The sequence below is a fragment of the Portibacter marinus genome, assembly GCF_021533195.1.
Lineage (GTDB): Bacteria > Bacteroidota > Bacteroidia > Chitinophagales > Saprospiraceae > Portibacter > Portibacter marinus.
Genome location: NZ_JAJNKB010000001.1, coordinates 224419 through 239356, shown reverse-complemented (window position 1 = coordinate 239356; position 14938 = coordinate 224419). Strand labels below are relative to the sequence as shown.

Annotated in this window: 12 protein-coding genes; 6 read left to right on the top strand and 6 right to left on the bottom strand. The window is 40.0% G+C overall.

Annotated elements, in window-relative coordinates; all coding sequences use genetic code 11:
• Window positions 1-23 precede the first annotated feature (23 nt).
• From L2567_RS01095 to mgrA, 3 genes are all read right to left on the bottom strand, one after another.
• The gene (locus L2567_RS01095; protein ID WP_235295836.1) at window positions 24-1745 is read right to left on the bottom strand and encodes a RagB/SusD family nutrient uptake outer membrane protein; all 1722 of its coding nucleotides are present in this window, start codon (window positions 1743-1745) and stop codon (window positions 24-26) included.
• Window positions 1746-1777: 32 nt separating this feature from the next.
• Entirely contained in the window at window positions 1778-4933 is a 3156-nt protein-coding gene (locus L2567_RS01090; RefSeq protein ID WP_235295835.1) for a SusC/RagA family TonB-linked outer membrane protein, read from the bottom strand.
• A gap of 320 nt (window positions 4934-5253) precedes the next feature.
• The gene (gene mgrA, locus L2567_RS01085) at window positions 5254-6252 is read right to left on the bottom strand and encodes an L-glyceraldehyde 3-phosphate reductase (protein WP_235295834.1); all 999 of its coding nucleotides are present in this window, start codon (window positions 6250-6252) and stop codon (window positions 5254-5256) included.
• Window positions 6253-6591: 339 nt separating this feature from the next.
• Between mgrA and L2567_RS01080 the strand changes: the two genes are divergently transcribed.
• The 6 genes from L2567_RS01080 to L2567_RS01055 all read left to right on the top strand — a co-directional run bounded on the left by L2567_RS01080 (window position 6592) and on the right by L2567_RS01055 (window position 11652).
• Window positions 6592-6807: an RNA-binding S4 domain-containing protein gene (locus tag L2567_RS01080; protein ID WP_235295833.1), complete on the top strand. Its 216-nt coding sequence runs from the start codon at window positions 6592-6594 to the stop codon at window positions 6805-6807.
• Window positions 6808-6876: 69 nt separating this feature from the next.
• Window positions 6877-7977 carry a tRNA 2-thiouridine(34) synthase MnmA gene (gene mnmA, locus L2567_RS01075; RefSeq protein WP_406626622.1) on the top strand — a complete coding sequence of 367 codons (1101 nt, stop codon included), beginning with the start codon at window positions 6877-6879 and terminating at the stop codon, window positions 7975-7977.
• Between the two features lie 9 nt (window positions 7978-7986).
• Window positions 7987-8751 carry a hypothetical protein gene (locus tag L2567_RS01070; RefSeq protein ID WP_235295831.1) on the top strand — a complete coding sequence of 255 codons (765 nt, stop codon included), beginning with the start codon at window positions 7987-7989 and terminating at the stop codon, window positions 8749-8751.
• Complete coding sequence (locus L2567_RS01065) at window positions 8738-9274, top strand: ribosome maturation factor RimM (protein WP_235295830.1); 537 nt, start codon at window positions 8738-8740, stop codon at window positions 9272-9274. The genes L2567_RS01070 and L2567_RS01065 overlap by 14 nt, the downstream gene beginning before the upstream one ends.
• A 60-nt stretch (window positions 9275-9334) precedes the next feature.
• Window positions 9335-10744, top strand: a complete 1410-nt coding sequence (uxaC, locus tag L2567_RS01060) for a glucuronate isomerase (RefSeq protein ID WP_235295829.1) — start codon at window positions 9335-9337, stop codon at window positions 10742-10744.
• Between the two features lie 11 nt (window positions 10745-10755).
• The gene (locus L2567_RS01055; RefSeq protein WP_235295828.1) at window positions 10756-11652 is read left to right on the top strand and encodes a nucleoside hydrolase; all 897 of its coding nucleotides are present in this window, start codon (window positions 10756-10758) and stop codon (window positions 11650-11652) included.
• A gap of 2 nt (window positions 11653-11654) precedes the next feature.
• Here L2567_RS01055 and L2567_RS01050 read toward each other — a convergent pair whose 3' ends face one another.
• The 3 genes from L2567_RS01050 to L2567_RS01040 form a co-directional block, all read right to left on the bottom strand.
• Window positions 11655-12644: a Gfo/Idh/MocA family protein gene (locus L2567_RS01050; RefSeq protein ID WP_235295827.1), complete on the bottom strand. Its 990-nt coding sequence runs from the start codon at window positions 12642-12644 to the stop codon at window positions 11655-11657.
• Window positions 12645-12648: 4 nt separating this feature from the next.
• Entirely contained in the window at window positions 12649-14250 is a 1602-nt protein-coding gene (locus L2567_RS01045) for a sulfatase family protein (RefSeq protein WP_235295826.1), read from the bottom strand.
• A 167-nt stretch (window positions 14251-14417) separates the two neighbouring features.
• Window positions 14418-14879 carry a nuclear transport factor 2 family protein gene (locus tag L2567_RS01040; protein ID WP_235295825.1) on the bottom strand — a complete coding sequence of 154 codons (462 nt, stop codon included), beginning with the start codon at window positions 14877-14879 and terminating at the stop codon, window positions 14418-14420.
• Window positions 14880-14938 lie beyond the last annotated feature (59 nt).

Below are 14938 nucleotides of genomic sequence, written 5' to 3'. Positions count from 1 at the left end.
TTTATTATGTATTTAAAGATCTATTAGAATCCTGGATTCTGCGTCAAAGTAGGCATACCCGCATCGTCATTAGATTGATCTATAGCCTGTTGAGGAATAGGCATTCTAATATTTTTAGGTTGGAAAACTGCATTGGTTAAATACGTTCTTTTGGTTTTTGCTTCGTCCAAATACGTATTGATCGTACTTTCTGCAACTCCCCATCTCTTCAGATCAAAAAATCTGTGGCCTTCCATCGCTAATTCCAATCTTCTCTCAATTCGTACAGCATCTCTTGCATCAGCTTGAGACAAACCTGATGGATATTCAGATATTTGGTAGTTGGCTGCATTGTTTCCATCTGCATCTTTTACCCATGTGCTTTCATTAGCAGCTCTTCTTCTGATCATATTTACATACTCAATAGCTTGATCTACGCTTCCCACTTCTACTTCACATTCTGCAGCCATCAGCAATACATCAGCATATCTTATAATATTGTGATTTAAAGCCGTAAGACCAGCTCCATGCCATCCAGCCTGAGTATCAGAACCTGTACCTTGCTCTGATTGGTAATACATTTTTTTGATTTGACTGTAAGGACCTGCATAGGCTTGATTTCTTACCCAAGCTGCACCAGGATGAACACCCCAGTCAAGGTAAGGAATACCTCTTCGACCAACGGTGTAATCCAGTCTTGGATCGATAGGCTCCGTAGTAGGTTCAAATGGTTCACCTGCTAAGACACCATCGTCATTTTTCAAATCAGTTGCGTTGAAATCTTCTGTAGGCAAACCGTCTTCAGTTTTGTATCGATTGACCAAGTTCTGGGAAGGCTGGTGGAATCCACAACATCCGCCACCAGGTCCTCCTTGAAGATGGTTGAGTTGGTCTCCCATGTTACCATTTTGACCACCTGAACCATCATTCACACTTGCCTGAATTTGGAATATGGATTCAATTCCATTATTACCCGCAAGTCTGAAGTTAGTATGGAAATTTTCATGTAAAGCATACCTTCCACTATTGATCACGGTATTAAAGTTGTTAAGTGCATCACCATATTTTTGCTGATAAAGTTGAACTTTACCAAGGTATGCAGTAGCAACCATTTTGTTGGCTCTTCCGACTTGGCCATTTCTAGGCTCTACAGGAAGATCAGCAACAGCAGCCTGGAAATCAGCTTCTATTTCGTCCCACTTTGGTCCGTCGTTTGTCACTCTGGTATCTTCCAAGTCATCAGTTATATATGGAATATTATCCCAAAGTCTCTGAACTTCAAAATGGTAGTGAGCTCTTAGAAACTTTGCTTCAGCTACTATGATCGCCTTTTCATCTGCCGGTATATCATCAGCTTGTGGTACTACTCTAAGAACATCATTAGCTCTTGCAATACCATCAAATAGCCTAGCCCATCTACCGATAAGATATGGATTCGCGGCGTCGACGTTGTAACTTTCTATAAGTTCAAGTGCAGGTTGATCACCAGCCTCCGTTCCTTTATAGGCATCGTCTGAGTAAACATCTCCATAAACCCAATTAGAGGCAGCACTGTTCCAGGGAGCTCCACCAGCTGTGGACCAGCCACCTTCCCAACCGTCTAAAAGGGAATAAGCACCAATAAGTAATCCTTCAACCCCTGCTGAGTTGGCAAGCACATTGATACTTAACGCACCCTGAGGATTTTTTTGAAGGAAATCGTCACCACAGGAAAATGTTACTAAGAACAATCCTGTCAGCATCGACATATATAATAATTTCTTCATCATTTATTTTTTTATATAAACCAATTTATGTTTTAAAATGTTGCGGAAAATCCAACTGTAAATGTTCTGTTAACCGGGTAGAATCCACTATCCAAACCTATGGATAGGTCACCACCACCATTATAGAAATTCGCAATTCCTACTTCCGGATCTAAACCAGTGTACTCTGTAAAAGTAAGCAGGTTAGTACCCTGAACAAAGACTCTAATACTACCATCGTCTAAAGACCCAATTAGGCTGTCATCAATGGTATATCCTAATTGAAGATTTTTGATTCTAAAGTAGGATCCATCTTCAATAAAGAAGCTAGTAGAGCCATACTCAAGTGCAGGCGCTTCAAGACTGACCAATGGCAATTCGGGATCTGGATTGGTTACTCCCGGGTATCCAAATGAATTTAATAAATCAGTTGATCTGTTGCCTTGGAATGAGTTGAAATGCGTAAAGTACTTATTGGCGTTGTATAAATCATTGCCCTGAACTCCATTAGCAAATAATGTCACAGAGAATTTTTTATAATTGAAACCTAAATTAATTCCATATGTAAAATCCGGATGTGGGTTTCCAATAACTACACGATCACCATCCAGTGTGATGACACCGTCATCATTTTGATCAACATATCTGACCCTTCCAACACCAGCACCTGGCTGCTCTGCATGAGCATCTACTTCCGCCTGATTTTGGAATATACCATCTGTTTGAAGTCCATAAAAAGCAGCTAGAGGCAAACCTTCCTGCGTGATAGCAGTTTGTGATTCTCTTACCTGGCCACCAAGAATATTTACATTTTCACCTCCTAAATCAGTCACCTCATTTCGGTAAGTTCCGAAAACTATCGAAGCATTAAAGCTCATATCTGTATTGATCGCCTTATCGTAATTTAAGGCTAAATCGACACCGGTATTTCTAACAGATCCGACATTTTCAAATGGAAATGCTGTGATTCCCGCTGTTGAAGGCAAAGGCTTCTGAATGAGAAGATCAGTAGTCAATCTGTCATACCAATCCAGGCTCATTGAAAATCCATTGGTTAGTGTTGCATCAAGCCCTACATTTAATGAAGTGGTTGTTTCCCACTTTACGTTTGGATTTGCGCTTACAGTTTGGTGGAAACCAGAAATTACGGAACTATTTGATCCTCCTATGGCATAGGCTGATGACGCCAGACTAGTAGCAAATGCAGGTGAATATCTATAATCACCAATTTCATCGTTTCCGGTCTGTCCCCATCCAGCTCTTAATTTTAGATCTGCGATGTAAGAGTTATTTCTTAAGAATGGCTCATCTGAAATTCTCCATCCTACATTAAACGCGGGGAAAACTGCATAGCGATTACTTGGTCCAAATCTGGATGAACCATCTCTTCTCACTGTAGCTCCTAATAAATATCTACCAGCAAAATTATAATTCACTCGTCCAAATACTGAGAATAACGCTCTTTCACTACCAAATCCGTAGTTTCCGATTCCTTCTTCACCCGCATTTAATTGCCAGTAATCGATATCAGTACTAAAGAAAGTAGATCTACTCGCACCAAACTGATCGTATTTACTGTTGATTGCTTCAGTACCAACCAAAACATTTAGATTATGAATGCCGAAGGATTTATCATAATTTAAGGTATTGTACCATGTCCATTCTTCACTTCTTCCCTGATCTACTGAAAGTCTGGTTCCTGTAGGATTACCTTCAATATCTTCTGGATTAGGAAAAGCGAAAGATTTGTTTTCCCAGTTGTCAAAGTTGATATTCAGTGAGGATTTTGCAGTCAGACCTTCGATGAAGTCAACTTCGATGAAAGCACCACCTAAAGCTCTTAGGTTCGTAGTATTGTTGTCTTTACTTCTAAAGAGTACAGCAACTGGATTGGCTGCATTGGTAAGTTCTCCTCCTTTAGATCCTGCAAAGTTATTTTCTACATCATAAATAGGTATGATAGATGGTGATCTGAAGGCGTTTGAAATAGCATTTCCAGAACCATTGACACCACCTGGCAAACCTACCCGGTCTCCATAAGTAAGGTTGAAGTTTTCTCCAACTCTAATGTTGTCTCGGATACGGAATAACGTATTGGCACGTAAGTTCCATCTTTCATAATTAGTATGAATGACCGTTCCTTGTTGATTAAGATAACCCAATGAAATACCGTATTGTCCACTTTGATTTCCGCCGGATGCAGAAATATTAGCATTTGTGATAGGAGAAGTTCTGAATACCTCGTCGAAGTAGTCGGTTCCTTCACCTTTAGCAGCAGGAGTGATGGCATTAGAAAGCCTGTCATAAGGTTGATTAGGATCTCCATTGATAAAGTCAGGAATGACTGGTGTTGCACCATTGCCATACTGACCATGCGAAGGAGTCAATCCTGCATTCTTTTGTAATTCCCAAATATAATCCGCCAGTTGCTGAGGATTCATCAATTCAGGTAAATTGGATACGGATTGCAAACCATAGTTCAGATCGACAGTGATTTTTGATTTGCCATCAACAGATCCATTTTTAGTAGTAACGATAACAACACCGTTACCAGCTCTAGCACCGTAAATAGAAGCAGCGGAAGCATCCTTCAAAACTTGAATTGATTTAATGTCATTAGGATTAATGTCACCAATACCTCTTTTCGACGGCACACCATCGATAATGTAAAGAGGCTCGTTGTTACCAATGGTTCCGTAGCCTCTGATTCTTACAGAAGTACCTGAACCAGGTTGTCCGGAAGAGGTCACATTTACACCTGCAGCCCTACCTTGCAAGGCTTGTTCAGCAGAGTTGACAGGTAGGTCCGTAATTTCTTCGACCTCTACAGAACTTACAGCGCCTGTAATGTTCTTTTTAGACTGAGAGGAGTAACCTGTTACGACGACTTCATCCAATACCTTGGCGTCGCCGACCATCACTACATCAATGGTTGATTGATCACCTACCAGTACGGTCTCAGTAGCATATCCAATATAGGAATACTGCAATGAGGCACCATCCTCGACAGAGATGCTGTAATTACCATCGATATCTGTGATGGTACCATTATTGGTTCCGACTTCAATTATACTTACACCTGGTAAGCCAAGACCATCAGCATCAGTTATCTGACCACTAACGGTTCTGTTCTGGGCAACAACCAATTGCCCAATCAGTAGAAAGGCAAATACGAACACGTACTTTGCCTTTGAGAGAGTTTTTTCCATACAATAATATTAAGTTTAAATAAGCAAATTTTTCTAGTTCATAAACCTGATAAAATCACATGAAAAATGAGTAAAGCACAAGATGAATGTGCTGGAATTGGTCTTCAAAATGATTAAAAAGGTTTAAAAACAGGATGAATCTATGAAAAGCGGCACTGAAAACAAAATTTAAGATTAACAAATTCTTAATATTCATATTAATTTTCATCGGGTGACCATCCATTACGAAGTACATAACCAGCTTTTCCTCTTTTGCCTAACTCAAGAAAAATAAGGCTAAGCCATATGAAATGCTTTGCTCGTAATCAATACCTTATATATTAATCTTTAATAATTTTATTAATAGAGCCGATCTCATCATTTGTAAAGTCAATATTTTGAAGCGATCCAATATTGTCCTTTAGTTGCTTGACTTTGCTTACTCCTACTAAAACAGTGGTCACACGCTCATCCTTTAACAGCCAGGCAACTGCCATTTGGGCCATAGTTTGGTTTCGGCTTTTAGCTATTTTATTCAGTGCCTGAACTTTAGCTACCTTTTCATCCGTGATGTCATTTTCGCTCAAATAACGCCCATCCTTTGCAACGCGTGAGTCCTCCGGTATTCCATCCAGGTATTTGTCAGTCAGCAATCCCTGTTCAAGTGGTGAAAAGGGGATCGAACCTATGCCTAGCTGCTCTAATGTGTCCAGTAATCCGTCTTCTTCCACCCAGCGATCCATCATCGAGTAACGAGGTTGATGAATTAATAATTTGATGTGGTATTGATCTAGAATTTCCTGAGCAAGCTTCAATTCATGCGACTTATACTGAGAAACTCCAACATATAGTGCCTTTCCTTGTCGGACGATGTCTGCAAGCGCACCCATCGTTTCCTCAAGAGGTGTTTCGGGATCAGGTCTGTGGTGATAGAATATATCCACATAATCCAAACCCATTCTTTGGAGACTCTGATCCAGACTGGCCATCAGGTACTTGCGTGAACCCCAATTACCATAGGGCCCTGGCCACATATCCCATCCTGCCTTCGTGGAAATGATCATCTCATCCCTGTAGTCTGAAAAGTCAGAAGCCATGATTTTGCCAAACGTCTCCTCCGCCGTTCCATAAGGTGGACCATAATTGTTAGCTAAATCAAAGTGTGTAATCCCGTGATCAAAAGCATAATGTAATATTTCACGAGCGTTTTCAAAATCATTTTCTCTTCCGAAGTTGTGCCAAAGGCCCAGAGAAATCATGGGCAGTTTAATGCCACTTTTACCACATCTTCGGTATTTCATTTGATCGTATCTATCGTCTGCTGCTGTGTAAGCACTCATATTTTAAAGAATTTAATATATTGTTGATTTTCAAATTGTAATATATAAAATCCGGCGGCGATCATCCACATCCATAGCTTGATTAATTCATGTCTAACCTGGAATCTTCCGGCCATTGACAACAAAAATCATAGAAGCAATATCCCCTTAATACCTTTGAGATGAAGAAAATCTTGTATGGGGTTCTTTATATCTTATCTATAGGGTCTCTTCGCTTTGATATTAAAATTTCTGCGTTTCGCCACCTATCAGGAACTCTACTGCTTTTACTTGGTTTAATTTGGTAAGAATTAATCAATTTCATACTTTTAATTTAAATCCATTCATAAATATAGAGCAATGCTAAAAGATTTTAAGTTAGAGGAAAACGAATTTGTCGAGTTGAAGTCTCTCTTAAAGTTGATGAATTATGTCAACTCAGGTGGTGAAGCTAAAATTAGGATTCAGACTGGTGAAGTTTTCGTCAATGGCGAACCTGAAACCAGACGTGGACGTAAATTAAAAGAAGGAGACATTGTGCAGATCGATGAAGATAAAATCAAGATTTTATCGTAATTTTGCATCCATTTTTGAAAAATCTGAAGTATTATTAAAAACAATACTTAGAATAAAGATTGAAGAATAATGAGTAAAATGGGTAGGGTATTGGTAGCCATGAGCGGCGGTATAGACTCTACAGTCACCGCGATGATGCTGCATGAGCAAGGATATGAAGTGGTAGGGATTACAATGAAGACATGGGATTACGCTTCTTCTGGAGGTTCGAGTAAGGAAACTGGTTGCTGTTCTCTGGACTCCATCAATGATGCCAGGGAAATTTCAGTTAAAATGGGTTTTCATCACTTTATTGTGGATATCAGAGAAGAATTTGGTGATTATGTCATCGATAATTTTGTAGATGAATATATTGCAGGTCGCACTCCCAATCCTTGTGTTTTGTGTAATACGCATATCAAATGGTCAGCGCTATTGAAAAGAGCAGATGCTATGGATTGCGAATTTATTGCTACCGGACATTATGCAACTATTGCTCAGGAAAATAACCGCTATTTCATTCAAAAATCCAAGGATAGTAGGAAAGATCAGTCTTATGTTTTATGGGGATTATCTCAAGAATGTATGGCGAGAAGTAAGTTTCCTTTAGGTCCATATGTGAAAGAGGAGGTGCGGCAAATGGCTTATGACTGGGGTTATGAAGAATTGTCTAAAAAAGCTGAGAGTTACGAGATTTGTTTCGTTCCGGATAATGACTATCGCGGTTTTCTAAAAAGGAGGGTTCCCGAATTACAGGAGCAAGTATCAGGTGGTACTTTTGTAGATGGAAAGGGGGAAGTTATTGGCCAACATGATGGCTATCCATTTTATACCATCGGACAGCGGAAAGGTTTGGGAATGGCATTTGGCAAGCCCATGTACGTTACTGAAATTCAAGCAGACTCCAACACTGTAGTATTGGGTGAAGTAGAGGATCTGATGCGCAACGGCATGATGGTTGGCAAATTAAATCTTCAAAAGTATGATCAACTCGAGGCGCCTATGGAATTGGTTTCTCAGGTTCGTTATAATGATCCGGGAGTACTTTCCACAGTTGAGCAAATTGGATCAAATATTCAATCCACCTTTCATGCCAATGTCCGTGGGGTGGCGCCCGGTCAGTCCGCAGTTTTTTATGAAGGTAATGATGTTGTTGGAGGGGGTATCATTTTGTCTTCATTGAAGCAATAAATTGATTTTTTGAGTGGTTTAACATTTATGAGACTCGATCTACTTTTCGCATTTGTTTTATTGATCGCTTTCGCTTCTTGTGAAAAGACTACCGAAGAATTTGACAGCAATAAGTTTGGATACGACTACTACCCAGTAGGGGTAGGAATGTCATGGATCTATGATGTGGATTCTACGATTTACGATGACTTGGGTGCCAAGATTATTCAAAGCAGTTCTCAGATCAAGGAGGAAATGGTGGAGGAATTTGTAGATCTTGCAGGAGATACGATCTATAGAATAGAGCGTTTCTGGCGTCAAAATGCCATGCAACCCTGGCAAGTCACTGACGTTTGGGTTACCCACAAGAACAATGCACGCGTTACTCGCACGGAAGAGAATCTAAAGTTTGTCAAGTTCGTTTTTCCCGCCCTTGAAGGCAGAAGTTGGAACGGGCATATATTCTTTGATGAGTTCACACAAATAACAGTTGCTGGAGAAATCATTCAAATGTATGCAAATTGGGATGAATATGAATTAATATCCGTTGATGTTCCTGAAGAAGTTGGGGGAATTCAGTATGATCAGGTAGCAACTGTTCTTCAAACTGAAAGCGACACCATAAGAGATGTGATTTCCCGTCGATATGCCATAGAAAAGTATGCCAGAGGAACAGGTTTAATATACAAGGAGAATATTATCCTTGATTCTCAAAATGCTGATGTGAATATTGCATGGAAGGACAGGGCAGAGAAAGGCTTTATCTTAAAACAGACACTCGTTGAACATAACTGATTATTTTCCGGATTATACAGAGATTGGCTACGCCAAAAAATCATATGGAGTAAATGGTCAAATGAGAACTTTTGTGGAGGAACAATATGATTCGTCTCTAGCAAAGAGTGAACATTGCTTTTTCCTTTTGAAAGGCTGTTTAGTGCCTTATTTCATCGAAGATTACGATAACAATCTCATCAAGTTTGAAAGTTGTCATAATCCTGAAGACACAAAAGAACTGGCCTCACGAACAATGTATCTTCATAAAGATCAGTTAGCAAATGTATCTCAAGTGGAAGAAAAGAAGACCTTTGCATTTGCAATTGGTTATTCAGTAATCGACGAAGAAGAGCAAATTCCAATTGGCATTATTCAGGAAATAGAAGAGTATCCAGAACAGGAAATAGCTGTAGTTCAAGGTCAGAAGCACCAATATTTGATCCCGCTCAATTTTTCCAACGTTGCGGCCATTGATCAGGACCAACAAACAATTTACGTAGAAATTCCCGAAGGACTTCTGGACCTGAATACTGGGGAATAACCCTGCCTGGTAGTTCAAATTAGCACTTTATTATTATTTTGCAGGTCAATAATAATACCGATGATACAGAAGATTAAGCCCTTTTTGGACGATGACTTTATTTTGGAAAACGAAGTCGCCAAAGACTTGTTTCATAATTATGCCAAGGACTTACCCATTATAGATTATCACAATCATCTTCCACCCAAAGAAATAGCAGAGGATCGACATTTCGATAATATAACGCAAGTTTGGTTGTATGGAGATCATTATAAGTGGAGAGCAATGAGGGCTCTCGGAATCGAAGAGTATTACATCACAGGCGCTGCCACAGACAAAGAAAAATTTCTGCAATGGGCAGAAACTGTTCCATATACTATGCGGAATCCACTTTTTCATTGGACTCACATGGAATTGAAAAACTATTTCGGAATTGATCAGATCTTAAACAAAGAATCGGCGGAATACATCTATGATTCTTGTAATGAAAAACTTAAGACGGCTGAATTTTCGGCTAAAGGTTTGTTAAAGCAAATGAATGTAGAAGTGGTCTGTACAACTGATGATCCTGCGGACGAGCTGAATTTTCATCAATCATTTTCTGAACAGGACAATCACTTCAAGATGCTGCCCACTTTCAGACCGGATAAAGCCATCATGATCAGTAAAGAAGGATACAGATCATACATTGAATCATTATCCATCACGGCTGGTCAAAAAATCGAAAATTATAGCGAGCTTTTGGTAGCTTTAAAACAACGTATTAATGATTTTGAAACACTTGGCTGTAAGCTATCAGATCATGGATTAAGCAAAATATTTTCCATACGTACAAACGAAAAGGAACTGGATGATATTTTTTGTAAAAGATTGGCAGGTTACAGTATCTCGGATGAAGAAAGTCAAACTTTTATGTCCGGCTTGATGCATGAATTGGGCAAATTATATAGCGAGAAGCAATGGACCATGCAATTGCATCTGGGAGCATTAAGAAACAACAATGATCGAATGCTAAGAGAGTTAGGACCGGACACCGGCTTTGATAGCATTGGAGATTTCACTTTAGCTCAAGATTTATCTGACTATTTAAATGCACTGGACAATGAAAAAGCCTTGCCCAAAACCATTATATACAATCTGAATCCCAGGGATAACGAGATGATTGCCACCATGACGGGTAACTTCAATACAGGCGCCATTAAAGGGAAAGTACAATATGGTGCAGCTTGGTGGTTTTTAGATCAGAAGGACGGCATGGAAAAGCAACTGAACGCCTTATCGAATATGGGTTTGTTAAGTTGCTTCATAGGAATGCTTACCGATAGCCGAAGCTTCCTTTCATTTCCGAGGCACGAATATTTCAGAAGAATTCTTTGCAACCTGATTGGCCGGGATGTCCACAATGGCGAATTGCCCAATGATATGGATTGGTTGGGGTCTATTGTTAAAGATATTTGTTATAGGAATGCAAAAGCCTATTTCAATTTTTAATTCCTTACCTCATGAAGTTTCATATACTACTGCTACTTTTCATAGTTTTCGAATTATCTGCTCAAGGTGGAAAACGTATCATATTGGACGCAGATACGGGTAATGAAGTAGATGATCTATTTGCAGTGACAAGGGCATTATTAGAGCCAGGCTGGAATATTATCGCTTTGAATGCCGCACAGTGGCAGGCCAGTCAGTGGGCCATCGAAGAAACCATGGAAAACAGTCACCGATTGAACCAGGTTTTAGTGGGTGAAATCGGCAGCAAAACTCTGACTTTAAGGGGTGGGGTAGGCAGAATGTATGATTGGGGTGATATGGCCCAACATTCTGCAGCTGCCTATCAAATTATTGAAGAAGCTGAAAAAACAATTGGCAAAGAACAACTAACGATAGTGGTCTTAGGTGCGTTGACAAACATCGGGTCAGCGATCTATATTGAACCATCGATAGCAGACAAATTGAAGATTTATTGGTTGGGAACAACATATGACTTCGAAGGCGATATCATGAAAAAGTTGGACTTCAATTGTCTGATGGACCCACAAGCCTTAGATGTGGTGTTGGAGTCAGAGGCTGAATTGCATATCATTCCGGTCAATGTTGCTTCTCAGATGAAATTCAGCAGGGAGGAAGTTTTAGAAAAGCTAGATGGTCAAGGTGCACTGGGTACTTTTTTGTCTGACCGATGGACAGATCATCTGGATGGTTCGAGGAAGGATCGAGTGATTTGGGATCTTGCCATTGTTCAAGCTGCGATAGACCCTTCTATGGTCACTGAAGTTGACATTACCAGTTCAAAGGAAAATGGAAACAGAAGCATCCATTACATTAGGGATATCGACGTTGAGCGAATGAAGGCAGATTTCTATAAAGTCTTCGAGGCATTCATAAAGAATAGTAAGTGACTTTAAAACTGACTGTCGTAAATCTCTAAAATAAATTTTGTAGCCATTCTGGCCGAAGCTCCTGTGATTCTTGGTTCGACATCATTCTTGATGGCCGATATGAAGTCGTTGATGATGAACTCATGATTCGTCGTATCTTCCACTACCGCAGTTGCTGAGCCAGTATGCTGATTATCGATAGCAGCTGCATCAGGTTTGCTGATTCCGTCCATTTCCCAATCTGTGATCATATCATTAATCAGAATGAGATATCCTTTTTCTGAGTAGATTTCCATTTTGGCCGGAAAACCTGGCTTGGTGGCGGTGGAAGCAGTGATGGTACTGATTAATCCGTAGTTGTGAGTGCAAATAGCGACGCCATGATCTTCTACTTCTATGTCATGCACGAATTTGGCCATTTTGCTCACAATCTGATCCGGATAACCGAAAAACCAATGATACAAGTCTATATAATGAGAAGCTTGCTGAATAAAAGGACCCCCTCCGTCTATTTTGTAAGTTCCTCTGTAGGGAGCAGAGTTATAATAAGCGTCATCACGATAGTTTTTAATGGCTAAGTCAACGCTGAATATCCTACCGAGTTGACCTGAATCAATCAGCGCCTTTACTCTGGGATGATCTCCGCTAAATCTTCTTTGGTAAGCCACACCGAGTTTTACATTATTTTCATCGCTGGATTGAATCATCAGATCAATGTTTTCCAATGTGATATCAATGGGCTTTTCACACAGAATATGTTTTCCCATTCCAGCTGCCTCAATAGCACTGACATGATGCAAGCCATTAGGAGTACATATAATTACTGCATCAAAAGGAATGTCAACTTTACTGAGACTTTCAAACACAGGCAGTTCATTGTGATCAGTGGGTTCCTGCCGACTTCTGGAAATGAAACCAACTACTTTACCTAAGGGTATTTTATCAATGGCCTTAAGGTAGGTAATGGCAATATTGCCTGTACCAATAATGATGAATTTAATCTGCTCATTCATAGATCTATTGATTTCTTCTGTTCAGGTAAACCTCCAGAAATGCAGCACTCAAGGAATCGCTGTCTCCATACTGTTGTCTCATGGTATCCAGTTGACGATGAAGCTGATTTCTCACTTCTTCATATGCATGGTCATGATAAACGTTGGTCAATTCATGGGGGTCTTTTTTTCGGTCAATCAATTCCCAATAATCCTCGTCGTGATAAAAGTGTATTATTTTATAATCCTTTGTGACGATGGCATAGTGTCGCATAACGGCGTGCTCTCCCGGATATTCATAGTAGTGATAATATACGCCGTCTCGTTTCCATAGATTTGATTGACCGGTCAGCAGTGGCATGAGACTTTCGCCTTGCATAGCCTCAGTAGTTTTTACTCCCGCCATTTCTAAAAATGTCTGAGCGAAATCCAGGTTTTGTACCATTTCATCAGAAGTGGTGCCGGCCTGAATTTTTCCAGGCCAGGAAATCATTAACGGCGTTTTAAAAGATTCATCATAGACAAATCTCTTGTCATACCATCCATGTTCACCTAAGTAGAAGCCTTGATCAGAGGTGTAGACAATAACCGTATTCTCCATCAGATCATTGGATTCCAAATAATCTAAAAGTCGGCCAACATTTTCATCAATCGATTTCACCGACCCCAGATAATCTTGCATATAGCGCTGATACCTCCAACTCATCAGCTCTTCTCGGGACATATTAGCATATTTTGCTTTGAAATCACGATTAACCGGTTCGAAATATTTCCTGAAATGAGCATACTGTGCAGAATCCAGTACATGTTCGAAACGATAATTCCCAAAATCAGTACCATAGGGCGATAATTCTAATTCCTCTATTACGTTCCTGAATACTTTTGAGTCCCGATTCCAACTTAAGTGATCCAGAATACTCATTTCAGCTCTCTGGGCAGCTGGCCGTCCATCATAATCATCAAACAATGTCGCGGGCTCAGGAAATTTTCTTTGGGTGTATTCTTCCATATGTCTTTCAGCCATCAACCATTCTCTATGGGGCGCCTTGTGCAAATACATCAATAGGAAGGGCTGTTCGTCCTTTCTTTCTTTTTCTAACCACTCGATCGACATATCCGTAATGATGTCCGTTGTATATCCCTTCATCTTGATTCGACCCTCATCCTTTGTTATGAAATCGGGATTATAGTAAACACCCTGACCTGGAAGAATTTTAAATTGATCGAAACCTTTGGGATTATTTCCAAAATGTAATTTCCCAAACATAGCTGTCTGGTAACCAGCATCCTGCAGTAATTGAGGAAATGTGACATTGGAGGTGTCAAAAGGAGAAAGGTTGTCCAGCTTGCCATTGATATGAGAGTGTTTACCGGTGAGGATGACAGCTCTGGAAGGGGCGCAAATAGAGTTGGTAACGCTGGCATTGGTAAACAACATGCCATTACTTGCAATCCGGTCTATATTTGGTGTTTGGATCAGATCATTTTGGTAAGCAGAGATGGCTTGGTATGCATGATCGTCTGACATGATGAAAACGATATTGGGAGGATCATATTGATCTGTATTTTCTTTACAGGATAGGGTCACTAAAGTGAAGGAAAAGAGAAAGCAGTATACATAGTTCATGCTCTAAAATAATGAATATATCATTCTGATGACGAAAAATGAGAAGAGATGACCAGACTGGGGCCACTAGGTATTAATCGAATGAAAATCTTCAATCCGGATTTTAATCGGATATGAGAACTGAACTTGAGGGAGAATTATGGAACCAAAGGTGAGCGTGGTCAGTATCAACGCGCAGTTAAGGCTTGTGTCGGTGGTCTTTGCCACATAATATTCATGATCTTCCAGTGACCATCTACTTTACTTAAATGCATGAAATCTATTCCCCATTCTGCGGTCAATTTAGCAGATGCAGTTTTGTCATGTACTTCGTAGATTTCTATCTCTCTTGGACTGTCATCATCCGCATTCTTGCCCTCCTTGTTCCATCTTCCAGCCAAATCATACAATTGTTGATAAGTCATCGGCACATGGTTTTGTGGTTTACCATTATAGTCGTAGTAGCCAATTTTATGCAGGGAAGTATCAACACTTTTCGCAATCCTTTCCGGTGCTACCTCGTAGAGGGCCAATACATAATCTTCTACCGCTTGTCTAACCAAGTCTTCATCTGAGCTTTGAGCACTTGCCATGTAAGCGCTACAGCTAAGCAAAAATAGCGACCAAAAAAGATTTTTTAAGTTCATCATTTCATTTTTTAGAAAGTTACATCATTCGCTTCAATACAGACCATTGTAAAACCAGGTTT